General features: G+C 41.3%; 21 protein-coding genes. 4 read left to right on the top strand and 17 right to left on the bottom strand.

What is annotated here, in order from left to right; genetic code table 11:
• Window position 1 precedes the first annotated feature (1 nt).
• The 8 genes from H5164_RS13590 to H5164_RS13625 all read right to left on the bottom strand — a co-directional run bounded on the left by H5164_RS13590 (window position 2) and on the right by H5164_RS13625 (window position 10,685).
• A complete protein-coding gene (locus H5164_RS13590) occupies window positions 2–1,366 on the bottom strand; it encodes a DUF1329 domain-containing protein (RefSeq protein ID WP_124015898.1) in 1,365 nt (454 codons plus the stop codon).
• Window positions 1,367–1,379: 13 nt separating this feature from the next.
• Complete coding sequence (locus H5164_RS13595) at window positions 1,380–3,428, bottom strand: DUF1302 domain-containing protein (protein ID WP_124015897.1); 2,049 nt, start codon at window positions 3,426–3,428, stop codon at window positions 1,380–1,382.
• Window positions 3,429–3,743: 315 nt separating this feature from the next.
• Window positions 3,744–3,959 (bottom strand): DUF2835 domain-containing protein, encoded by a 216-nt coding sequence (locus H5164_RS13600; protein WP_124015896.1) that lies wholly within the window; start codon window positions 3,957–3,959, stop codon window positions 3,744–3,746.
• 90 nt (window positions 3,960–4,049) lie between these two features.
• Window positions 4,050–6,611, bottom strand: a complete 2,562-nt coding sequence (gene pepN / locus H5164_RS13605; RefSeq protein WP_182756661.1) for an aminopeptidase N — start codon at window positions 6,609–6,611, stop codon at window positions 4,050–4,052.
• Between the two features lie 315 nt (window positions 6,612–6,926).
• Entirely contained in the window at window positions 6,927–8,978 is a 2,052-nt protein-coding gene (gene prc, locus H5164_RS13610) for a carboxy terminal-processing peptidase (protein WP_182756662.1), read from the bottom strand.
• 21 nt (window positions 8,979–8,999) lie between these two features.
• On the bottom strand, window positions 9,000–9,611 hold the full coding sequence (gene proQ, locus H5164_RS13615) for an RNA chaperone ProQ (protein WP_124015893.1): 612 nt from the start codon (window positions 9,609–9,611) through the stop codon (window positions 9,000–9,002).
• 276 nt (window positions 9,612–9,887) lie between these two features.
• A complete protein-coding gene (locus H5164_RS13620) occupies window positions 9,888–10,346 on the bottom strand; it encodes a GAF domain-containing protein (protein WP_124015892.1) in 459 nt (152 codons plus the stop codon).
• 45 nt (window positions 10,347–10,391) lie between these two features.
• Complete coding sequence (locus H5164_RS13625; RefSeq protein WP_124015891.1) at window positions 10,392–10,685, bottom strand: YebG family protein; 294 nt, start codon at window positions 10,683–10,685, stop codon at window positions 10,392–10,394.
• Window positions 10,686–10,898: 213 nt separating this feature from the next.
• On the opposite strand from H5164_RS13625, the gene H5164_RS13630 reads away from it, so the two are divergent.
• Genes H5164_RS13630 through H5164_RS13640 form a run of 3 tightly spaced genes read left to right on the top strand, consistent with a single transcriptional unit; the run spans window position 10,899 to window position 14,863 of the window.
• Complete coding sequence (locus H5164_RS13630) at window positions 10,899–11,525, top strand: paraquat-inducible protein A (protein ID WP_124015890.1); 627 nt, start codon at window positions 10,899–10,901, stop codon at window positions 11,523–11,525.
• The gene (locus H5164_RS13635; protein ID WP_259396149.1) at window positions 11,518–12,231 is read left to right on the top strand and encodes a paraquat-inducible protein A; all 714 of its coding nucleotides are present in this window, start codon (window positions 11,518–11,520) and stop codon (window positions 12,229–12,231) included. Before H5164_RS13630 ends, H5164_RS13635 begins: the two co-directional genes overlap by 8 nt.
• On the top strand, window positions 12,218–14,863 hold the full coding sequence (locus H5164_RS13640) for a PqiB family protein (protein ID WP_182756663.1): 2,646 nt from the start codon (window positions 12,218–12,220) through the stop codon (window positions 14,861–14,863). Before H5164_RS13635 ends, H5164_RS13640 begins: the two co-directional genes overlap by 14 nt.
• Before the next feature lie 104 nt (window positions 14,864–14,967).
• On the opposite strand, the gene H5164_RS13645 is transcribed toward H5164_RS13640, so the two are convergent.
• A complete protein-coding gene (locus tag H5164_RS13645) occupies window positions 14,968–16,194 on the bottom strand; it encodes a nucleoside recognition domain-containing protein (protein ID WP_182697155.1) in 1,227 nt (408 codons plus the stop codon).
• 124 nt (window positions 16,195–16,318) lie between these two features.
• Here H5164_RS13645 and rsmF point away from each other — a divergent pair, with 124 nt between their 5' ends.
• Window positions 16,319–17,773: a 16S rRNA (cytosine(1407)-C(5))-methyltransferase RsmF gene (rsmF, locus tag H5164_RS13650; protein ID WP_182756665.1), complete on the top strand. Its 1,455-nt coding sequence runs from the start codon at window positions 16,319–16,321 to the stop codon at window positions 17,771–17,773.
• Between the two features lie 363 nt (window positions 17,774–18,136).
• On the opposite strand, the gene H5164_RS13655 is transcribed toward rsmF, so the two are convergent.
• Genes H5164_RS13655 through udk form a run of 8 tightly spaced genes read right to left on the bottom strand, consistent with a single transcriptional unit; the run spans window position 18,137 to window position 24,094 of the window.
• The gene (locus H5164_RS13655) at window positions 18,137–18,925 is read right to left on the bottom strand and encodes a TatD family hydrolase (RefSeq protein WP_124015886.1); all 789 of its coding nucleotides are present in this window, start codon (window positions 18,923–18,925) and stop codon (window positions 18,137–18,139) included.
• A gap of 54 nt (window positions 18,926–18,979) precedes the next feature.
• Complete coding sequence (locus tag H5164_RS13660; RefSeq protein ID WP_124015885.1) at window positions 18,980–19,306, bottom strand: PilZ domain-containing protein; 327 nt, start codon at window positions 19,304–19,306, stop codon at window positions 18,980–18,982.
• Between the two features lie 54 nt (window positions 19,307–19,360).
• On the bottom strand, window positions 19,361–20,335 hold the full coding sequence (gene holB / locus H5164_RS13665; protein WP_182756667.1) for a DNA polymerase III subunit delta': 975 nt from the start codon (window positions 20,333–20,335) through the stop codon (window positions 19,361–19,363).
• Window positions 20,336–20,363: 28 nt separating this feature from the next.
• Window positions 20,364–21,011, bottom strand: coding sequence for a dTMP kinase (tmk, locus tag H5164_RS13670; protein WP_124015883.1), 648 nt, complete (start codon window positions 21,009–21,011; stop codon window positions 20,364–20,366).
• Window positions 21,008–22,018, bottom strand: a complete 1,011-nt coding sequence (gene mltG, locus H5164_RS13675; protein WP_404948429.1) for an endolytic transglycosylase MltG — start codon at window positions 22,016–22,018, stop codon at window positions 21,008–21,010. Before mltG ends, tmk begins: the two co-directional genes overlap by 4 nt.
• A gap of 4 nt (window positions 22,019–22,022) precedes the next feature.
• A complete protein-coding gene (pabC, locus tag H5164_RS13680) occupies window positions 22,023–22,850 on the bottom strand; it encodes an aminodeoxychorismate lyase (protein WP_182756672.1) in 828 nt (275 codons plus the stop codon).
• On the bottom strand, window positions 22,850–23,434 hold the full coding sequence (dcd, locus tag H5164_RS13685) for a dCTP deaminase (protein ID WP_124015880.1): 585 nt from the start codon (window positions 23,432–23,434) through the stop codon (window positions 22,850–22,852). Before dcd ends, pabC begins: the two co-directional genes overlap by 1 nt.
• Before the next feature lie 21 nt (window positions 23,435–23,455).
• Window positions 23,456–24,094: a uridine kinase gene (gene udk, locus H5164_RS13690; protein WP_124015879.1), complete on the bottom strand. Its 639-nt coding sequence runs from the start codon at window positions 24,092–24,094 to the stop codon at window positions 23,456–23,458.
• Window position 24,095 lies beyond the last annotated feature (1 nt).

The following is a 24,095-nucleotide window of genomic DNA, read 5'->3' on the forward strand; positions in this document are numbered from 1 at the left end:
ATTAACGAATACCGGCACGTCTTAATGCGTCTGGTGTGAAGTTAGCTTCAGAAAGTGATGCATCAAAATTATACATACGACCTTCGTTATCTAAACCCATCGCTAAATAACGGCGTGATTGAAGGTCATGGAATACTTCTAAGGTACTCCACAACGTAGGCACTTCGTAGTAATTGATAAGATGAGCAACACCAACACGATAAAGCTCGTCGCGGTTGTCATATATATCCGTTACTGCCACTTGCCATGAATCTTCATCAATATAAAACACGCGAGTTTTATAGGTATGACGCATGCCCTCTTTTAATGTTGCCTTCACTTCCCATACACGATGTTTTTCATAACGAACAAATTCAGGATTGATATGACCCGGTTTTAAAATTTGGTCATACTTTAGTTTATCTGAATGTAATCGATAGTCGTTGTACGGAATATAAATTTCTTTTTTGCCTACGAGTTCCCAGTTATAACGCATTGGAGAACCGTTAAACATATCGAAATCATCGGTTGTTCTTAGACCATCAGAAACAGTACCTGGAGTATCAAACGCGACGTTAGGTGCTTTACGAACGCGACGTTGCCCTGTGTTATAGGTCCAAGCTTGACGTGGAAGCGCCTCTTGGTCCATGGTTTCTTTAACCAGCAATGCAGTACCGGCTAATCGTGCTGGTTGAGTCACAACTTGCTTAAAGTAAAACAAGGTGTTGGTTTCTTTAAGTTTCTCTAAAGTCACTTCAGGACGCGAATATTCGAAACGAATTTCCTCAGAGTTTTCAACTAGAGTATAAGAACCATTCGCCATAGGTGCAGCTTGGCTACGATACGTTTCGACATCTACACCGCGAAAACGCAGGATATGATTCCAAATGACTTCTAGGCCATTAGCAGGAATAGGAAACGGAACGCCAATTGTGGCCCCTTTAATACCATTACCATCAGAAATTAACTCAGCACCAACAGCATTGACTTTAGTTGCATCATAAACATATTGAGGCACAGCCGCTGTACGGCGAGTCTGATAAACATTCATTTTGTAAGTATCTGGATAGACTTCAAATAGTTTGTTTTGACCCGGAGTTAAAAACTCAGCATATTGGGCTTTATTTGCATTGGTTATGGTAAATAAGCTTTTGTCATCTGGGAACGGATCTGGATGATGCATACCCTTGGTGTAACCAGCGATAGGCTTAGTGATACCACCAGTCCAAGCAGGAATTGAACCATCTGCATTTGCCGCTTTTTCTGCACCTTGAGGGGTTAATGTTGTACCCAATTTATCTGCATCAGCTTGTGATACTTTCGCCAGCGCAGCAGGTGCACTTAGTGCGATCATCACTGCTGCCGATAATATCGTCAGTTTCTTCATTATAATTATCCTTTTAGATCGAATACTTGACGTTGAAAGAAATATAATCTCTGTCTGTCATCGCATTTGTTGTTCCTACACCACCAAAGAAGCTGTTGTAAGAAATATCTGCGCCCCAGCGACTTTGATAATCAAAATTGACACCCAAAGCAACAGACTTTCTGCCTTCAGTGAACAGGAACATTGGATCAGGCGTAATGCCATCAACGTCATGAGAGAAAATTACTCTTGGATACATGTTCACACCAGCAAACACGTTGTTAAAGTCAGCTTTGGCCACTAAACGATAACCCCAAGCAAAATCAGTCGGGAATGGATTGGTTTCTGGACCATTATGTAATGCTTCAATAATGCCAGGCATATCTGGATTGCCACCAGAACGCGCAGTACCTGGACCATTTAAGCGTAATTCGTCAAAACCAGGCATGTCATGGATCCACACACCACCCACTTCAGCAAGCATAGTTAAGTTGTCTAAACCAAGTGTTGGACCAAATAGGTGAGTAAATGTCATCTGTGCTTGAGTCGTATCGGTAAGTATATACCCATCAACTGTTTCGCCAGGCGCCACATTATCCATTTGTGAAATACCATCTAAGTCAGGACGAATGCCTGCATTTGCTAGCTGTTGAGGCATAGCTAAGAAAAGTAATTCAACATCATCAATTTGTAATGGCTCATCTACACGGTGAGAAATTTCACCGGCAACAGATGTATCACCCACTAAAGTGTTAAAACTGAAGCCATATAACTGAATGTCTTCAGGATAAACAATTTGCGACTTGGTAAAGGTTTCCATGCTCAGCAATAAATCACGGTCAATCACGCCACCGCTTTGTGCTAAACGACCATAATCACGACCGATGGCCTCTGTGGTGAAATTAGACGCTGTTCCACTGATAAGTGGGCGACGACTATGGTAATTCATGTAATAAAAACCAAACTCAGTTTCGCCAAGTTCTGGAGAGTAATATCCTAACTTAACACCAAATTGGCCATCATTACTTGGGTCTGCAGCATCCTGAACTAAGGCAGCTTTAGTTGAATACGCTGTCATATAAGCGGCATAAGCAGAATTAAATCCACTGGCTGCGGCAGCTTCGTATAGACGTGTGTATTCAGAAATAAGAAAATCTTGGTTCATATCTGGATTAGAGTTGAAACCTAATTGCGCATTCTGGTTGTATCCGCCAAAACCCGCAAAATCATTGGTCGCAAAGTTTGAACCGGGCGTTGGTACCCAAATAGGCTGCCAATCATATTGATAAAATGCTTCTAGGTTTAAGTTTTCAGATAACCCTAACGATGCCCAAACCATCCCTTGTGGACGGAATGCTTCTTTAAGTTCAGCACCTGGCGCATTGAGAATGTTTAAATCAACAGCATTGATTTCAGCAATACCATGAGAAATTAGGGTACTTTCACCCCAAGAAACCACTTGATTACCGACACGAACGCTTAACGGATTCGCGCCGTCGTTTAAGTCCCAGTTAGCATAGACAAATGCATCCAATAAGCGAATGTCTTTACATTGCACTTCTGATGCTTTGCTGTCTGCACAAGGATCGAACTCTTTACCGGTTAATGGGTCATTAAAACCATAGTCACCATCATTGAGTTTGCGATCATAAAAATACATACCACGTAAAAACAAACCGTAGTTTTCATACTTAAGTGATAACTCATGAAGACCTTTAACGATCTCTGAAGTCGTATCACCTTTTGCATACAATAAGTTACTTAAGTCATTGTTGCTTGAATATGAGCCAGGCTGAGCCCAAATTTCGGCTGACGTATATTTGGTTGAACCAAATGCGCCACCAAATGCTGAGTAACCTGACCAATCAAATTGTGGCTGATTCACCTTACCAATTTGACCACTCCAGTCTCTATCTGACACACGCCAACTGGCACCTGCGGTCCAAGTAGAGTCAAACGTACCTCGTACATCGCCCCATTGAAAAGAAGCAGCTGAGGCTGAAGTGCTCATTCCCAAACATAATGCCGACACCACCCCCAAAGCGAGAGCCGACTTGTTAAATCTTTTTTTAACAATATTCATTTTAGTTCATCTCCGTAACCTGTTGGATTAGTTGTTATAGGAATTTAACCAACATCTTGTTAGCCCACAGGCAACACCATTGTTACAGCATTTAACTATATTGAGCAAGGTCAAAAAAAAGAAAATGTTTAAGAAAATTAACGATGTCGGGGTAAAAATGGTTAAATAAAACCTGCCTATATTTGAATTAACACAGGCGATAAAAATACAATCATTTAACCACTAACGAAAAAAGTTTATTTTCATGTACTTATAAATGTTAACAGCTTGCTACTTCACACACGATTAATCAATCAAACGTTTGAAGTAAATGCTCTATAATTTATTAAGGGATTTGAAATTCCCGTCAGGGCAAAGGACTAATTTAAACTCGCCATGGATGCCATTAGGGGTTAAATAAGGTCTAAAATACTTACCATTGATGTGCAATACACGACCTTTGTGGTCCCTTACTTGCACTTTTTCTGCAACCCCTTGGTAATATGGCAAAAAAGCTTCATAACTTACGTTAAGAGAAAAAAATAACTCCATAAATCACTCCATAAAAAGGAGAGCAAGCTCTCCTTTTTAACACACTAAACAGACTGATTAATCCTACTGGATAAATAGTAATTTAAGACTTTATTCAGCTAATGATTTAGTCACTTTCTCATATAAATCGTTCGACAAATCCGGTAATGATTTTAACTCGACCAAACACTGTTTCATTAATTGCTGACGTTCTTGGTCAAATTTAGCAAACTGAATTAATGGGGTAATCATTCGCGAAGCAACTTGTGGATTAGATTTATTCAATTTAACTAAAATTTTAGTTAAATAACGGTAACCTTCTCCATCAGCACGATGAAATTGGTAAGTGTTTGCCGCAGCAAAAGCTCCAATCAATGACCGAATGCGATTAGGATTAGAGAAACTAAAGCTGCTATGTTTAGTAAGTGTCTTAATCTGATCAATCACATCGTCACTATTAACTAAAGCTTGTAAAGTAAGCCACTTATCCATTACGAGTGGGGTTGATTTCCATGTGGACTCAAAGTCACTTAATAGCATAGGCAAACACGCTAACTTTGCCATCGCGGCCGCTTTCAAAGCACCTAAACTGTCGGTCATGTTTCTGGCTGAATAGTATTGTTTTTCAACTAACGATTCATGGGTATCGGAGACTTGGCATAATAATGACAAGGCAATATTTTTAAATGCTCTGGCAGCAGGGTTATCGATTAATATCAGCGCTCGATAACACACTAACAGCTCATCTTCGCAAGCAGAGGCGAGTTCTTCAACAACAAATTCTCTGGCTTTTGCCAATGCATCTAAATCAACATGATCTACCTGCTCAATAAGTGCTGAAGCACTCGGGATAGACAAAATTTCAGCGACTAAAGCTTGATCAAGATTAGCATCTAAAATAACACCTCTAAAGGCTTCTATCACCCTGGTGTCAATCATCATCACTTGTTGCTGTTGTAATTGTGCAACGTTATCCCAGATGGTTTGACTGATTAATTGCACCGATGCTTCCCAGCGTGCAACTTCACTCGATGCATGGCGCATAAGATGAACAAGCTGGTCAATGCTAAAATCGTAAACGAGTTTCACCGGTGCAGAAAAATCTTGAAGCAAGGAGGCTGTAGGCGCACTGTCCAGTCCATCAAACACAAATGTTTGGCTGGCTTGTGTCACATCAAGTACTTTATTGACAATGGACTGTCCCGCTCGGTCCAATAACTCCACACTAAAAGGTATATGCAGTGTTTGGCCCTTTACACCTTGTGATACCACCTGCTGAGTAACAGTTAAATGATATTCGCCCTTGTCTGCATCGAAATGATCTTTGACCGTGACGACTGGTGTACCCGCTTGGGTGTACCAACGACGGAATAAGGTTAAGTCTTTACCGCTGGCATCTTGCATGGCATTAACAAAATCATCGCAAGTTACAGCTTGACCATCATGACGTTCAAAATAGCACTTCATACCCGCTTGAAAACCGGCCTCACCTAGAATAGTGTGCATCATGCGGATCACTTCAGCACCCTTGTTATAAACCGTCACTGTGTAGAAATTGTTCATTTCAATCACACTTTCAGGACGAATAGGATGAGACATAGGACCGGTGTCTTCAGCAAACTGTTGATTTTTCATCACGCGAATGGCTTGGATACGATTAACAGCGCGAGACCCCACATCAGAGCTAAATTCTTGATCGCGGAAAACGGTTAAGCCTTCTTTTAAACTCAGTTGAAACCAATCACGACAGGTTACTCGGTTACCCGTCCAGTTGTGAAAGTACTCATGACCAACAACTGACTCAATGCCGTGATAATCTTCGTCAGTAGCACTGGCTTTATCAGCAAGAACGTATTTAGTATTAAACACATTCAAACCTTTATTTTCCATCGCTCCCATATTGAAAAAATCAACTGCCACAATCATATAGATGTCGAGATCGTACTCAAGACCAAAACGGGTTTCATCCCATTTCATCGATTTTTTCAATGACGACATCGCGTGATCGGCTTTATGTAAATTACCTTTATCAACAAAAACTTGCAGCGTCACCTCGCGACCAGACTGAGTGGTAAAGCTGTCATTAAGCAAATCAAAGTCACCAGCGACAACGGCAAATAAGTAACTTGGTTTTGGAAATGGATCATGCCACTTAACAAAGTGACGTCCAGAACGTGGCATCTCGCCTTTATCAATTAAATTACCGTTACTTAACAAAAAAGGAAAAGCATGTTTATCGGCTTCAATACGTACGGTATAAATAGCCAAAACATCGGGTCTGTCTAAAAAGTAAGTAATGCGACGAAATCCTTCGGCTTCACATTGCGTGCAATAAGCACCATCAGACATGTAAAGACCTTCAAGACTCGAATTTGCCTCAGGGTCAAGTAAAGTAACCACCTCTAATTCAAACTCATTTAGCTCAGTGGTGATCGTTAATTGGCTTTCGTGTTGACGATAGTTTGCCGTTGTACCATTAAGCTTGACTGAGCTCAGAGAAAGTTGTTCACCATCAAGCACTAAATCATGCTGATGTTGGCCATTACGGATCACCTTACTAACAGCCGTTACTTTGGTATTCTTGCCATCAAGAATAACGTTTAAATCTACATGAGAAATGGTAAATGCAGGCTTAGTATAATCTTTGAGGTGTTTCTCTTGCGCTTGGTTCATACAGGATCCTTTTCAATGGTACTCATGCCAATATGATTAAACTTGTGTGGGAACGTTATCGAATTGGTATTGTTTTTATTTCACTTCAGCCGTGGTTAAGTGATTGGATAAATTGGATAAAATATCAATATGCTGCCTATTCCACCTCAAAAAGGTCATTTTACTAACAAGCCGAATCGACCGCCGTTAACCTACTGCAAGTCGATACAACGCAGTTAGAGATGCGAAGGACTGTTTGCAACCGTTTATATCCAGAGCTGAGGTTATTATTAAGAAAAAACGCGCCTAAGCGCGTTTGTTAACTGTCACAAAAAATCACTTTGAGTTTGTTTTTGCCAATTTCTCTGCATCCGCCATATCAAGCGTGATATTAGCCGTTTCATCTAAAAAGGCATCCGGTAACTTACTGTCATCGGTCTTTTCTATATCATCTAGTGATTTAACAATTGCTAAACCATCGTGCTCTCTTCGGGCATTTTCTCGATCGAGTGCACGCTTGTCATCATCTTCACGAGAAGCAAGACGTTCACTTTCAACAAGCGAGATGGTTTTGTCATTGTGATGCTTTTTAAATTCAGCTATATCTTGATAAATATAACTAAACTCTTCGTCATTGCTGATCCGCGCTTGATGTTTAACATCAAGAGAACTTATCAACATAGGCGTAATATTGCCCAATGTAGTGTATTGAGCAGCAGGAACTTTATCCCATGGAAGCGCATTTTTCTCTTCCGATTCACCATATTCACCCGCTTCTAAAGCAGTAGGCAAGCGCACATCTGGGGTAACACCCTTACGTTGTGTGCTGCCACCATTGATACGGTAAAACTTGGCAATGGTATACTGAACATGACCAATTGGTTTTTCATACATGTCATAAATTCGACCTAAACTTTTATGCTGCTGAACTGTGCCTTTACCATAAGTCGATTCACCCACAATCAAAGCGCGATCATAGTCTTGTAAAGCCGCAGCAAAAATCTCTGATGCAGATGCACTGTAACGATCTACCATCACAGTCAGTGGACCGCTGTATGCACTAATACCATCATTATCACGATTTTGATTAATGCCACCATTGGCGTCACGAATTTGCACAACAGGCCCTTGATCAATAAACAATCCGGTCAATAATGTGGCTTCAGTTAACGCCCCACCACCATTACCACGAAGGTCAATAATAATGCCTTCAACATTGTCTTTTTCAAGTTTAGCGATTTCTTTAGCCACGTCTTGCGACAGATTCATGTAAAATCCAGGGATTTGAATCACACCGACTTTACGATTGGCGTACTGACCTTCTTTAGGTTCAATTACTTTTGAGGTAGCTGCGCGATCTTCTAAACGAATTTTGTCACGGGTAATGACCACTTCAAAAGGTTTAGCATTTGCGCCACCTTTTTTGGGTAAAATTTGTAATACAACTTCGCTACCCTTTGGACCTTTGATCAAATCAACCACATCATCTAAACGCCAGCCAATAACATCAACAATGCCACCGTCTTTTTGACCAACACCAACAATTTTATCTTCTGGCGATAATTTATCACTGTTGGCAGCAGGGCCTCCTGCCACTAAACTTTTGATAACAGTGTAATCATCATCCATTTGCAACACAGCACCAATGCCCTCTAAGCTTAGGTTCATTTCCATTTGGAAACGTTCAGCATTACGTGGGGATAAGTAACTGGTGTGAGGTTCAACGCTGCGAGCAAACGCATTCATTACGGTTTGAAATACGTCTTCGCTTTGGGTTTGGCTTAAACGTTTAATGGCATTGTTGTAACGTTTCTCGAGCACTTCAACAATTTCAGGCCATTTTTTACCGGTCAACTTGAGATTTAATGCATCATACTTAACCCGCTGACGCCAAAGCTCATTAACTTCAGCTTCATCTTTTGGCCATTGTGCATCTTTGCGATCAAATTCATAAGCATCGCCTGCTTGGGTAAAATCAAACTCTTTATCGAGCAAAGATAAAGCATACGCAAAACGTTCATAGCGACGTTGTTGCACAACTTCATACATAGCAAAAGCGGGGCTAATATCGCCAGACTCGACCATATTATCAAACTGTTCTTTATACTGACTAAAACTCGCAATATCTGCTGCAGTTAGTACATTTCGACGATAATCAAGCTGCTCAAGAAAGCGGGAATATATTTGTTCAGAAAATGCATCATCAAGATTAAAGCGATGATAATGCGAGCGAGTGAACAATGTTGTCACTCGCTTGCTAGCCACTTTATGTTGTGGCTCTTGTGCTAGTTTAGGTAACTCGCTGATTTGAATCGTTGGTGAAATTGCCCATGCCGAAAAGCCGACAAATAAACTGGCAATTGACGCGGCCAAGGTAAGTTTTCGCATCAACAAGTACTCCTTAAATTTCTATAATAGTATGTGCTCTGCACGTACTTTGATGGACAAGCCAGAATCTAACTGAACATGCACATCTTCTTTATTAATATCAGTCACAACACCTGGTACTGGGGTAGCACCTAACTTAACATTAACGCGTTGTTTTTGTTTTAAATCTTCAAGCTTAGCTGGCACAAGTTGAATCACAGGAGCAACGACTGGCGCTGGACGTTCTTTTTTAACAGCTGGAGCGCGTTTAGGTGCTACTTTCTTTGCCGGTTTTTTGGGTGCTAAAGCTTGACGTTTTGCTTTGGCTTTATCTTGGCTCTCTTTGAGCGTCAAAATAGCATGGTCAATATGCTCTTGTTCTAATTCAGCACATTCATTACCGTCAAGATCAATACGTTTAGCGCCCGCTTTAACGCCTTTCAAATAGCGCCAGCTGCTGGTGTAACGACGAAGCGCTACACGTAATTGTGTTTTACTGACTTTAGAATCATCAGCTAACCGTTCAGCCAAATCTTGAAACAGACCAATTTTTAATGGCTTAGTTTCACCTTCTGCAATAAAGCATAAAGGAAAGGTTTCATATAAATACGCTAAAATTGCGTTGGTGTCGGTCAACTTGTCTGTTGATTCCATTTTTACTTCCACGTTAATAAAGGGACTGATTATGCGGCAGAAATTTGCCATGCAGTCGTTCATCTTTCGTTAAACCTTACCGTTAAGGCTCAACGTACAAAATATCACTATCCGCCAGTTTGCTAAAGTCATTGAAACAAACCTTAACAATTTAACCAAACTTACTCTCAGCTTAATCATCGCTCATCAGTAAATCCAGCACAAATGCGTTTAGCGGCATATTATAAAGCCCGCGACAGCGAATGCGACCATGATTTAATCTATTTTGTTCGCTATTTAACCAAATAGGCAAGTTTCGAAACTTTTTACCATGTTTTCTAAGCCAATTTGATCATCTTGATCGAAACGATTGAGTAATGGACTGTCAATATCTAACACTGCCACCACTTCATTGCCCTGCCTTACAGGAATGACTATTTCGGAATTACTGGCAGAATCGCATGCTATATGGCCATCAAATTGATGCACGTCGGCGATGCGTTGGGTGATATTTTCTGCAGCAGCGGTGCCACAAACACCTTTGCCCATATCAATTCGAGTGCACGCGACTTTACCTTGGAAAGGACCAAGGACGAGCTGTTCACCACGCTTGATGTAAAAACCAGCCCAGTTGAGATCCTCAAGGTTGTCATTTAACAACGCTGAAAAATTTGCCATTGCCGCAATCAAATCATCTTCGCCTTCAAGTAACGCTTGAGCTTGACGATTTAATGTTTGGTAAAATTCGGTTTTCATTTCCATTCCTTAAGCTGGTATCTACTTCACAAGTTTGAAATACGGCTATTCTGCAGCGGTATTTTTAGCCGTAGTCTTTTTGGTTTTAACTGCAGGAGCGTTTTTAACCTGTACTACGCCTTTTAGCAAGTTAGAAAGCTCATCTTTATTGTTTGCGAGATAAAATGCTAACTGTTCGCACTTATTTTCATCGAGTCCAAGATCTGCCTTTATAAGAAAAGGCACTAGGTTATCGGAAATATCGAGCATCTTATCGTAGGCATCAGCCTCTTTTTTCGATATAAATGTCATCTTTTCCACCCCTTCTCTGACCACGACAAATTGGGTTATCACTGCCATGATGTAATCCTCACTGTTTTTATATACAGTGCATAGAATCTCACATAGTTAACTTATGATGCAAGTGTTCTGATTATTCTGATATTATCAAATACACATTAATGAGTTTCTTTTAACAAATGACACATTTATTTGCCAATATGAGGCAAAGTTGAGAGGTTTACCTCTTAGCTACCCGATAATGATTTTCACTATGGATTAGATTAATTTTTCATGAATGAATTTGATGATCATGATTCTATAATATTATGCCGATCATGTGATTTGGCAGTGAGAAAACGAGCGTTACCCTCCAGCTCTCGCGCTATTTGTCCGCGTTGTCATACTGTACTCTATGATTCTCCGTACTGCTCTATCAATGGTATGTTGGCGCTATGCGTTGCCGCGTTAATTATATTCATTCCCGCTAATTTGTTACCAGTTCTCGAAATTCACTTTCTTGGCAGTGTCAGAACCACGACCGTAATGCAGGCTGCTATGACGGTTTGGGCCGAAGGATATTGGGTCGTAGGCTTAGCGGTAATGGTTGCGGCTGTTATCGCCCCTGGATTATTAATATTGTCGATACTGGCGCAAGTTGTTATTGTCAAATTAGAATTACACAGCTCATTTTGGCAAAGAACTTATACGACATTGCTAAAAAATCATGGTTTGATATCACAAATGACCATGCTAGAAATTTATGTCATCAGCTTCTTGGTATCTGCATTCCAACTATCTGATTTTTCTGATGTGTATTTTGGTATGGGGACATTCAGTTTTACCATGCTGTTTGTCATCATTCTTTTTTTACAACGTGAATATAAACTTGAGCACATGTGGAGTTATGTTGATGCCTGAAACTCCAATGAATCCCGCTAATGAGCTATCCTCAGCAAGTGAAGAGCCTCATGTAAATATTAACCAGGAAGCCCCAAAAAAAGCTCAAGCCTCTTTGCAGGGGCAAAAGTTAGGCTTATGTTTATGCCCTGTCTGTCGCAAGCTGAATTTAACCAGCAAAAATCATTGCCAGCGCTGTTTTAGCCAATTGAGCAATCGTAATTATGCCAGTATCCAGCAAAGTTGGGCTTTATTGATTACAGCCACTATTTTACTTATCGTCGCTAACATCTACCCTATCACCCTCCTGACAAACCGCGGGGTGGTCACTAAGGATACTATTTTTAGTGGTATTAGCCATTTAGTGCAAACAGGCATGTTGCCGATAGCGGTAATTGTTTTTACTGCCAGTATTTTAGTACCTTGGCTTAAGATTTTTGGCTTAGCCACTTATTTAACCGCCATCAGTTTTAACTTGCCGGTATCAAAAAGAAAATTAATGGTTGGTTTTCACATTATTGAATGGATTGGCCGTTGGTCGATGCTCGACTTATTCGTTATCTCATTAACCGTTGCTTTAGTGAATATGGGACAACTGTTAGATGCTAAACCTGCACCTGCTGCAACTGCATTTGCGTTAGTGATCTTACTGACACAACTTGCGGCAAAAGTGTTAGATACTCGTTTACTCTGGGACCGCTTGGAAAACACCGATGACACAAATTGAATCACCGAAAATTGTTAAGAAAAAATTATTCTCGCCAATATGGTTATTGCCTATTGTCGCCTTAATATTGGGTGCTTGGTTAGGGGTAAAAAGCATTAAAGAGTCGGGCATTGAAATTTTAATCCACTTTCCCAGCGCCGCAGGCATTGATATTGGTAAAACATTAGTAAAATACCAAGGTTTATCGGTCGGTAAAGTCACCGATATTGGTATTGATGATGACCTCAAAGGTGTTAATGTCAAAGTGGTAATGGATTATCGCGCCGACCCATTTTTGAATAAAAACACCTTGTTTTGGTTAGTCAAACCCAAAGCCAGTATTACCGGAGTCGAAGGCTTAGATACGCTATTTTCGGGTAATTATATTGCCATCCAGCCCGGAGATGGCCGCTCGGCAACTGAATTTGAAGCACAGCGCGAAGCACCCGCAATTCTCCCCGGCAGTGAAGGCATAATGATCGAGCTTAAATCGCCTAAGCTGGGTTCTATTGATGTTGGGTCACCGGTCTTTTTCCGTCAAGCACCCGTTGGCAGCGTTGTCAGCTATCGCTTAGATGGTAATAAGCAAATTATTATCAGCGCTTTTGTTCAAGAGCAATATGCCCATTTAGTTAACAAAGACTCACACTTTTGGAATGTATCTGGGCTGAAGATTGATGCCTCTTTAGCGGGTATTAAAGTCAGTACTGAGAGTATTGCATCTATTTTGGCTGGCGGGATCAGCTTTGATACCGGAAGCTATACTGAAAAAGCGCAAAATGGTGATGCTTATATTCTTTACCAGGATGAGCTTTCTGCTATTGGTGGGGTACATTTTAGTTTAATCGCGACCGACAACGATGGTGTAAATGAAGGCACGTCTATCATCTACCGCGGTATTGCTATTGGTGAAATAGAAAAAGTGAGTTTGACCGACACTGGAGTGCAGTTTAGCGCTCGAGTTGAACATCAATACCAAGGGCTGATCACCAGCGATAGTCAATTTTGGTTAAGTGGAGCTGACTTATCATTAAAAGGCATTAAAAACCTCAGTCGACTGGTCACTGGTAGTGTAATTAATGTGTTACCTGGTACTCAAGCATCTGATAAAGCAATGCAATTTGAGTTAGCCTCTGAGGCCCCAGATTTACTCACTCAAGCTAAGCTTAAGCTCACCGTAGTGGCCAATACGCATACGGGAGTCAGTAATGGCGCGCAAGTTAGATATAAGCAACTCCCTATTGGGCAAATTACCAGTATTAATTTAAGCAAAGACTTTTCAACCGTTGAGTATCAAATTGAAATTCTCCCGGAATTTAAAAACTTACTCACAAAGGGGAGTTTCTTTATTCCAGAAAGCGCCTTAGCCGTTGACGCTTCATTAGCCGGAATTAAGGTTAAGACTCGCGACGTGACCACTATGCTTGAAGGTGCGATTAGCTTAATTCCAAGTAACAGCGCTACCTTGATTGCACCTAACAGCACCTTACCCTTACATGAATCAATCGAGTCGGCACAGGTGCTTTACGCCCAGCAACAGATGACACACTTTACCTTGACCAGTATTGATGGCGCCGATTTAACTGAAGGGTCACCGATTTATTATAAGAAAATGCAAATAGGTTCGGTCAATAAAATCAATTGGTTTGCTAAGACAGATAAATTTAATATTGATATTAGTATCGACAATAAATTTGTTGCTCTGGTCAAAGCCAATACTGTTTTTTGGCGCAATGATGCTGTCGCCATCAATGCCAGTTTAGCCGGTGTCGATATTAATGTGGCGCCTCTAAAAGGTGCAATCAATGGCAGTATTGCCCTTGGACACATTGACGAGACCGCGAATCCACAGATCACACAACCTAATCTGCGTTTATATGATACCAAGTCACTCGCCCTGATGCAGGCTAAGGTGATTAACCTTATCTTGCCTGTGAGTACTAAAGTGGCTGAGAAAGCCGCTATTCGCTATCAAGGTCATAAAATTGGTGAAATATCACATGTGAAGCTAAACCAAGATTTAACCACAATTAATGCGCAAGCGTATATTTATGGCCAATATGCAAACCATTTTAGTGCCAGTGACAGTGAATATTTTATTGTTGATGCGCAAATTTCTTTAGCCGGTATTAATGCTCCAGAAACGCTACTCACTGGGCCTTACATTGGGGTTATCCCTGGTAATAGTTTGGAGTTGGTTGATAGCTTTGTTGCTCAACCTCACGCCAACTTTGAGGCTTCGGTGCCTAAAGATGCTTTATCATTCCAATTGGTTGATGATCAGTTAGGCTCTATTAAGGTTGGCACTCCGCTGTTTTTCCGCGGTATTAAGGTTGGTCAAATTGATGGTTATCAACTAGATAAATCAGGCATTGAAATTACCCTGTTTGCTCATGTCAATGCTGAATACAGCCACTTAATAAACCAAAGCAGCCAATTTTGGGATGCTTCTGGGATCAAGTTAGATATCGGTTTATTCTCTGGCGCACAGTTAGAAACGGGCTCACTAGAAACCATACTGGCTGGCGGCATTGCATTTGCAACGCGTGATACAACCTCTGACAGCAATGGTATTGATGCAACAAGCCGTTTTCCATTGCATAAAAATATGCAAGATGAATGGATACAATGGCAACCTTTACAAACTAAGTAGTCATATCTCGATAATACTCGCGATATAGCAAGATCAAAAGGCCGATATATGTATCGGCCTTTTGATGTTTAACGCTCTTAAGTATCAGGAGGTAATGTTAATCATTAACCATAAAACCAATAACACACAGCGATTGCCGCAGTAATACCGGCAAAGTCGGCTGCTAATCCACAACCTAGCGCATGGCGACCATTACGAATACCAACAGAACCAAAGTACACAGCAAGGACATAAAACGTTGTTTCAGTGCTGCCTTGTAAAATAGCCGCTAGACGACCCGCAAACGAATCAACCCCATGATGACTCATGGTTTCTAACATCATGGCACGCGCGCCAGAGCCACTAAAGGGTTTCATCAATGCAGTAGGCATTGCATCAATAAAGCGCGTATCTGCGCCCAATGCACTAACGCCACTTGCCAACAAGTGTAACGCATAATCTAGTGCGCCAGAGGCTCTAAGAAAGCCAATGGCTAATAACATTGCCAACAAATACGGAATCAGCTGAATGGCTTGGCCAAAGCCTTGCTTAGCGCCGTCGACAAACTCATCATAAACAGCAATTTTGCGATAGCCTGCAACCAAAATAAAACTTAAAATCAGTAACAACAATATGCCATTGCCTAACACCATAGACACTTGCCCTATTGCATCTGCCGACAATGTTACTAAATAAGCTATTGCTGCCATGAATACACTCATAATGACAGCTGCATACGCTAAAATAACACTGTTAAATAACGAAATCCGTTGCACTAAGGCAACAACCAATAGCCCTACTACAGTAGAGACACTCGTGGCCAATAAGATTGGTAGAAAGATATCTGCAGGATTAGCCGCCCCTTGTTGGGCACGATATAGAAATACGGTGACGGGTACTAAGGTGACTGACGAGGTATTTAACACTAAAAATAAAATTTGGGCGTTGGTTGCAACTGATTTGACAGGGTTAAGGGTTTGTAGATCGTGCATAGCTTTTAAGCCAAGAGGCGTAGCGGCATTATCTAGCCCCAGCATATTGGCAGTCAAATTCATGCTAATACTGCCATAAGCGACATGACCACGAGGCACCTCTGGCATCAACTTAGACAGCAAAGGCTCGAATATCCGCGCAAACAAACCGACAACACCGGCCTTTTCGCCTACTTGCATCAAGCCCATCCACAAGGCTAATACGCCAATTAACCCGATTGAAATGTCAGCGGCTAATTTAGCACTGGCAAACAATGCCGTAACCGACTCACTTAATATATTGACGTTGCCATTCACTAATTGGATTACGATAGACAAGGCTGCAATGATAAAAAATAATAACCACACTCTATTTAACACGCATATCTCCATCATCTAGTCAGTTTTACTAACGTCAATATACAGTAATCATTGCCGATCAGGGCGCACAATTCCGTGATATGATCGCTGCAATGACTGCAAAAATAATTTATCGTTTATTATTATGGCCCAATTAAATACAAACTTTATCAATCATATTGAGAAAGAGTTACCCACTCACTTATCTTTAGAAGAGTTTATCGCCTATTGCGACAAACCGCTTCGTAAATCTATTCGGGTGAATACACTAAAAATTAGCACCGTACAGTTCGTCAATATCATGAGCCAAGCAGGTTGGCTGCTATCGCCGATCCCTTGGTGTGAAGATGGATTTTGGATTGAAGGTAAAGACGATGTTCAACTAGGTAATGCCATAGAACATATCCAAGGCTTGTTTTATATTCAAGAAGCCAGTTCTATGTTGCCACCGACGGCATTGTTTTCAAGTCAAGCCAACCCTGAAATTGTTTTAGATGTGGCTTCTGCCCCCGGCTCTAAAACCACTCAAATCGCAGCCTTAATGAATAACAGTGGCTTGTTAGTGGCCAATGAATATTCTGCCAGCCGAGTAAAGGTATTACACGCCAACGTGCTCCGTATGGGCGCTAGCCACACGGCTCTAACCCATTTTGATGGCAGAGTCTTTGGCGAGTATTTATTTGAAGCATTTGACGCCATTTTACTTGATGCACCTTGCGGCGGTGAAGGTACGGTTCGTAAAGATCCATTGGCCTTAAAACATTGGGATATTGAGGATGTTACCGCCATAGGCGAAACTCAAAAAGATTTGATCGAATCGGCATTTTTAGCGCTAAAACCCGGCGGGACCTTAGTGTATTCAACCTGTACTCTGAGCCAGTTAGAAAACCAGCATATTTGCCAACATTTACAGCAAACCTTTCCTGATGCAGTTGAGTTTATCTCATTGGCGCAGTTATTTGATGGCGCAGACAAAGCATGTACCGAAGAAGGTTTTCTACATGTTTGGCCGCAAATTTACGACAGTGAAGGATTCTTTGTCGCCAAAATCCGCAAAACAGCCTCGGTTGAACGACGAAAAAAACAGCCTAAGTCGCAAAAAAACTTCCCTTTTACGGTCGCAAACGATAAACAACAAACAGAGTTAAGGCATTATTTTAAAGAAAGCTTTTCTATCAATATCCCCGCCGACGACATCATTATGTTACGGGATGACGAGTACTGGTTATTCCCAGCTCAGTTTATGCCTTTTATTGGTAAAATGCGTTTTCAGCGTATTGGACTGAAACTCGCAGACGCAATGAAGAAGGGCTACAAAGCGAAACATGAAGCCATCATTGCCTTATCAGCATCAACATACGATGCCCCAAGAACCATTGAGTTGACAGCATCACAAGCTAAAGACTTTTTGATGGGACGCGATATTGCCAGTAACAGCTTTGATGATGCCATACAACAACGTTTGGCTATCACGACACAAGGCGAAATGTTAGTCAGTTATCATCACGCAGTATTAGGCGTAGTAAAGCATTTAGGCCATAGACTGAAAAACAATTTACCGCGAGAGTTAGTCCGCGATAACGTCAATCTAAGCCTATAACGACTTGTAACCAAGTCATTTTTAATCATGACGATAAACCCTATAATCAGTGGCTTGATGTAAAGATGAATTTAATATCAAATTAATAGTGATTTATTTGATTAAATTTCATGCAAAAACCAATCGACCTGACTATAGTTAATCAATGTTTGATTCACTATTTGGCTGCTTAAGCAATCTTAAGCAGCCACGACAGTAGCGCAAGGCTCTTAATCGAGCCCTTTCCCTAGACCCAGAACAATTGGATAGTTTTGGGTCTTTTTTTATCTTATTTTCCAATCAACAAGCAGCAATCCATTACCCCATTATATTGATTTAAAAGTCATTTAATGTGGGAAATGGATTATTATTGCCAGAATCTAGTTAGCGACCGATCAACTTAGCAGCATCTTTGAATAAATTAAAAAAGTTATCCGTGGTGTACTGCGCTAACGCTTCAAATTTTTCACCGCGTAATTCTGCAACAAACTCAGCTACATCTCGAACATAGGCTGGCTGATTCTCTTGGCCACGATGTGGCACCGGCGCTAAATAAGGAGAATCAGTTTCTACCAGTAATCTGTCTTTAGGCACTTGACGAATTACACTGCGAAGATCACCCGCGTTTTTGAAGGTCACAATACCTGAAACAGAAATATAAAAACCTAAATCGATGGCCGCTTTAGCCATTTCCCAGTTTTCAGTAAAGCAATGCAATACGCCGCCGACTTTGTCAGCGCCTCCAGCTTTAAGCATATTAATGGTATCTTCTCGGGCATCACGAGTATGAACAATTAATGGTTTATTCACCTCTACAGCTAATGCAATTTGTTGTTCAAAACACTGTTGTTGCAAGGTTTTAGTATCATTTGAATAGAAGTAATCCAAACCCGTTTCGCCAATAGCCACTACGCGAGGATCGTCAGCAAAACGTTTAATGTCTTCAATGTTCAAGCCTTCTTGCACATCGAGAGGATGTACACCAGAAGACAAGAAAACATTATCAAAGGCTGACACCTTGTCGCGCATGGCTTCAAAGCCTTGTTGGCGGACATTGACGCACAATAAATAGTCAACACCTTGAGTTTTGGCATTGTCCATAATGGATTGTAAACTGGCTGAGTCTGGGGCCGCTTTTAAACGGTCAAGGTGGCAATGTGAATCAATTAGCATGGGAATTCTTTCGCAACTACATTAAAAATAAAACAGATGCGCAAGAATACCTAGCTACATAGTGCAGGTCAAATCGCTAGAGGAAAGTTCGCTCGATAATAACTTTTCGATATGGTGTTTATGGCTTTCAACATCCGTTTTAATTTTAACCCCAATACCAGCAGGACGCCCACCGGATGCCCCTAATGGATTAATCCATACCACAGTGCCTTTAAATTCTGTGGCCTGGGTTGCATCAGGTAATCGATAAGCAATCGTAAGCTCTTGGCCTAAAAAATGACTTTCTGTAGTCGCAATAAATAAACCAGCAGGCTTAATAAACGGCATATAAGCACGATAGAGTTTATGTAATGTATCGTAGTGAACAACAAGATCGACCATAAGTAATTATTTTCATTCCATAAATAGGTTAGATGTTAGTATAACCAAATAGCGTTAATTGGTTAGCTTCCTAAATGCGAGAACATATTGTTGACACAATGCTTGAGTATTCACGCTGGGCATAGTTTCAAGCTTATGACACATCTTCATCACTTGCCCGCCAAGATCAATCACTTTAGCTTGAACTAACGGATTTAATGGCTGACGATCCGCTTTTACTTTACTACTTTTTAACACATATTGACGTAAGTACAAATACAAAACATTAAGTGCATCAACAATTTGTTGTTCAGACACCTTGAGTAAACTAGAACTTAAATGGCCCGTTTTTAAACTGTGAGCCCAATCTTGGCGAAATGTTAGCAATTGTTGATAATGCTGACTGGTTAAACTGTTTGCTAACGCCAAAGGACCACCCACAACACTAAGACACCAAGTCACATCGTGAGTTTTACCCTCGGCATTGGCTGCAGGCAACAGCTGCTGCGCAGCTAGCCAGTGTTGGATATCTAACTTAGTCGGTTCAATAAATTTAAGAGTTTGGCAACGGCTAGTAATAGTCGCGAGTAACTGAGCTGATGTATTAGTTTGCAAAATGAGCACAACATCATCACCAGGTTCTTCAAGTGTTTTGAGTAATGCGTTTGCTGCGGCTAAATTTAAGCGCTCAGCATCAACGATTATCGCCACGCGCGCCCCACCTTGCTGAGCCGTTTGCGTTAATTTTTGACATAGCTGACGAATTTGATCAACTTTAATTTGGTTGCCATCTGGCTCAATAATATACAGATCTGGATGATTACCAGCAGCCAATAGCAAACAGCTTTTACATTGACCACAAGCACCCACTGGGGTCAGTTGTTGGCAAAGTATTGTTTGTGCCGCAGCTTTAGCGAGCTTATCCCCCCCAAGCGCTTTATCAATATTGAACAAGTGGGCATGGCTAGTTTTACCGCGATAATGTTGATCAACAAAGCGCTGATGCGGCTCGGCTAACCAAGGTAATTGGTCAATCTGATAATCACTCATATCGCCACATTATCCTTTTTTATAACAATCACAGCTCTGCCATAAGAACGGGCAAATGATGTTGCAATTGCATCTGTATATCATGATGAACCTGCGCCATAGATTGACTTGCATCGATAACCACTATGCTGTCATCCTCATGGGCTAATTGTAAGTAGGTACGCCTGGCTCGTTCGAAAAAATCAATCGCTTGCTGCTCAATTCTATCAAGTTTGCCACGACTTGCCGCACGACTTAAGCCGAGTGTTGGATCGATATCTAAATACAAGGTGAGATCAGGTTTAAAGCCTCTCAAACAAGCATCACTGACCGCTTTGACTAAGGGCATTAATCCTCGGCCACCACCTTGGTAAGCCAGTGAAGATAAGTTATGCCTATCACCCAGCACCCACTTACCTGCAGCTAATGCCGGTTTAATAACATTAGCGATTAACTGTGATCGGGCAGCATAAATAAGCAAACACTCTGCTTCGTCACATAAGGGGTCAGTATCATCAGCAATTTTAACTAAATCGCGCATTTTTTCTGCTAATGGCGTACCGCCTGGCTCACGGGTACACACCGGAGCCTGACCAATATGGCGCTGAATAATATCATTAACCAGGGCTATCGCGCTTGATTTACCGGCACCTTCTAATCCTTCAATGACAATAAACTTGCCTTGCTGTTGACTCATTTTCTTTTTCTCTGAAATTCATTTACGGCATTGTTATGTGCTTTTAACGTGGATGAAAACACATGGCTACCATCATTACGTGACACAAAATATAAATAATTTACGTTAGCAGGATTGGCCGCTGCAAAGAGTGATGCTCGGCTAGGGGCAGCAATTGGCGTTGGTGGTAAACCATCAATAGTATAAGTATTAAATGCAGTCGCTTGGCGTAAATCTTTACGGGTAATATTGCCTTTATAACGCTCACCCATACCATAAATAACCGTCGGGTCGGTTTGCAAGCGCATGCCTTTTTTGAGTCGATTATTAAACACTGCTGAAACCCAATCACGTTCTTCAGGTTTGCCAGTTTCTTTTTCAATAATAGAAGCAATAATCAATAGCTCATAGGGTGACGATAAAGCTAAATCAGGATCACGTCCTTCCCATGCTTGAGCTAAGCTCTCCTGCATCATATTGTAACTACGATTTAATATGGTCTGTAAATTATCATCCGCATGATAATGGAACGTTTCCGGATAAAACTTACCTTCAGGCAAGCCAGATGTATCACCATGTTGTAATAACACTTGGTTAAAATCATCAGCGTTTTTTGCTAAATGTTCAGTCGTTGCCAGAGTTTGTTGCCACTCAGCAATGGTTTTGCCTTCGATTAGGGTCACACTGAAAACCACTTGTTGGCCTAAATACAAACGTTTTAATAATGCTTCTAATGTATCGCCGGGGATCAATTGGTATAAGCCCGTCTTAATATTGGCGAACTTAGGTTCAAGTTTAACCAGGTATTTAACTTTCCAACTATCAGTAATCAATGATTGTTGCTCAAGCTGTTGCGCAAGCTTAATCACCGATGTGCCTGGCTCTACTGTCAGCGTCTGGCTTTCAGTTAACTGCAATGGCTGTTTTTGATAACTAATTAGGCCAGATACTAGCCAATAGCCACCAATACAAGTCAAGGTGAATAAAGGAATTAAACTAGCTAATATAAATGTTTTTATTTTTTTAATCATATTATAAATTCACACTTAGAATTTGCCTGAATCGCGCTGTTTGCGTCCAACGGCTAAATTGAAAATCGTCAATGGCGGTAACATCAATCATGCCAAATAAACTATTGGTTATAAATATATGCTCAGCAGCTTGAACATCGCTTAACGTAAGTCGTGTTGCCATCACAGCAATACCATGACAAAGCAGCGTATCAATGATGATTTCGCGCATCACGCCGCTGACACCCGCATGCGTTATTGCAGGGGTAAGTACTTGATTATTTTTGACGATAAAAAGATTAGCCATTGATGACTCGATCACATAACCATCACAATCAAACACCAACCAATCTTGATAAGTGTCAACTAGAGGTTGAGACTTAATTAGCACCTGTTCCAACCGATTAAGATGTTTTATGCCCGCTAAAAGTGGTTGTCTGCCTAGACAAATCGATGATGATGCTAACGAAATGCCACTTTGCTGCCAATCAAGATAATGATCTGGAATGGCATTAACGGACACGACTTCAGTCACGTTTGAGCTTGACGGTGCTTGATAACCACGGCCGCCGACTCCGCGCGTGAGCAAAAGCTTAATACAATGTTGTGGGTATTGCCTCGCGAGTTGCTGCAGTTGCTCTATTAATAAATCACTGGCATGCCACTCAATACCCAAGCGTTCACAGCCCTGCTGCAAACGACAAATATGACCATCAAGGAATAAAATCCCTGCCGGCATATCAGCTGATGCGGTGCGCATAGTTGCAAACACACCATCACCATAAGCAACAGCACGATCAAATGGATTTATCGTGCCGTTCTTGTGATGATTAACCCAAACTGGCGCCATTATTTATCCTGGCTGATCCGGCTTGCGACAGCCTCTTGTTGATCTTTATATTTCGAACTTTTACGAGTGTTATAAGGGCGAGCGACCGCTGAACTTAAACGCTCAAAATTAAGCGCGCCGATGGTCATGCCTGGGCGTAATGCTAATGGCAACTTGCCACTGTTAAAGAACTCAAGCACGATTTTCCCTTGCCAACCAGGATCAATACGATGCGCAGTCACATGCACCATTAAACCTAAGCGCGCAAGCGATGAGCGACCATCTAACCAGCCGACAACGTCGGCAGGTAAAGTGACACTTTCATAGGTCACAGCCAAAGCTAACTCGCCAGGATGGAGGAAAAAAGCTTGGTCGTCAGCAATTTCAATTTTATCGCTCATAATTCGATCAAGGGCTATTTGCATTTCTGCACTGGGGCCACTTAAATCAATAAAAGGTGCCGTATGGTCTTTAAATACCCGAAATTGGCTGCCTAAACGGACATCGACACTGACACCAGAAATGGCTTCTATACCAGGGCGAGGATCGATGATAATGCTACCATTATCTAAACATTGCTCAATTTCTATATCGGTTAAACGCATGCGGCACTCTCTTAAATAAGGCTATCTAGCCAATAAATGCTGAATTCTAGTTTTTAAAATATCCGTTGCGATGCGGTTTTTACCACCACGAGGAACGATAATATCGGCATATTGCTTTGACGGTTCGATAAACTGTAAAAACATTGGACGTACTGTTCGTTTATATTGCGCAATAACGGTTTCCATTGTGCGGCCGCGCTCAGCAACATCACGGGTTAACCGACGTAAAAAACAAATGTCTAATGGCGTGTCCATAAACACACTGGCATCCATTAACTCACGAAGCTTAGGGTCGGTTAATAACAAAATACCTTCAAGGATAATGACTTTTTTAGGCTGCATGTTAAGCGTTTCACTGGTACGCGTATGCTCAGTATAGCTATAACAAGGAATACTAACGGCTTCACCTCGTTTTAGCTGAGTTAAATGAGTCGCTAATAATTGATGATCCAATGCTTTTGGATGATCGTAATTGGTTTTGACTCGATCTTCCATGGTCAAATGACTTTGATCCCGATAATAGGCATCCTCATTGATCACACCAATTTGATTGGTTCCTAAATCACGACACAATTCTTCAAAAATTGTTTTAGCAATTAAACTTTTACCTGAAGCCGACGCACCGGCAATCCCAATAATGACACACTGCTGAGAATTCATC

Origin of the sequence: Shewanella sp. SG41-3 (assembly GCF_014164545.1) — a bacterium.
Taxonomy (GTDB): Bacteria; Pseudomonadota; Gammaproteobacteria; order Enterobacterales; family Shewanellaceae; genus Shewanella; species Shewanella vesiculosa.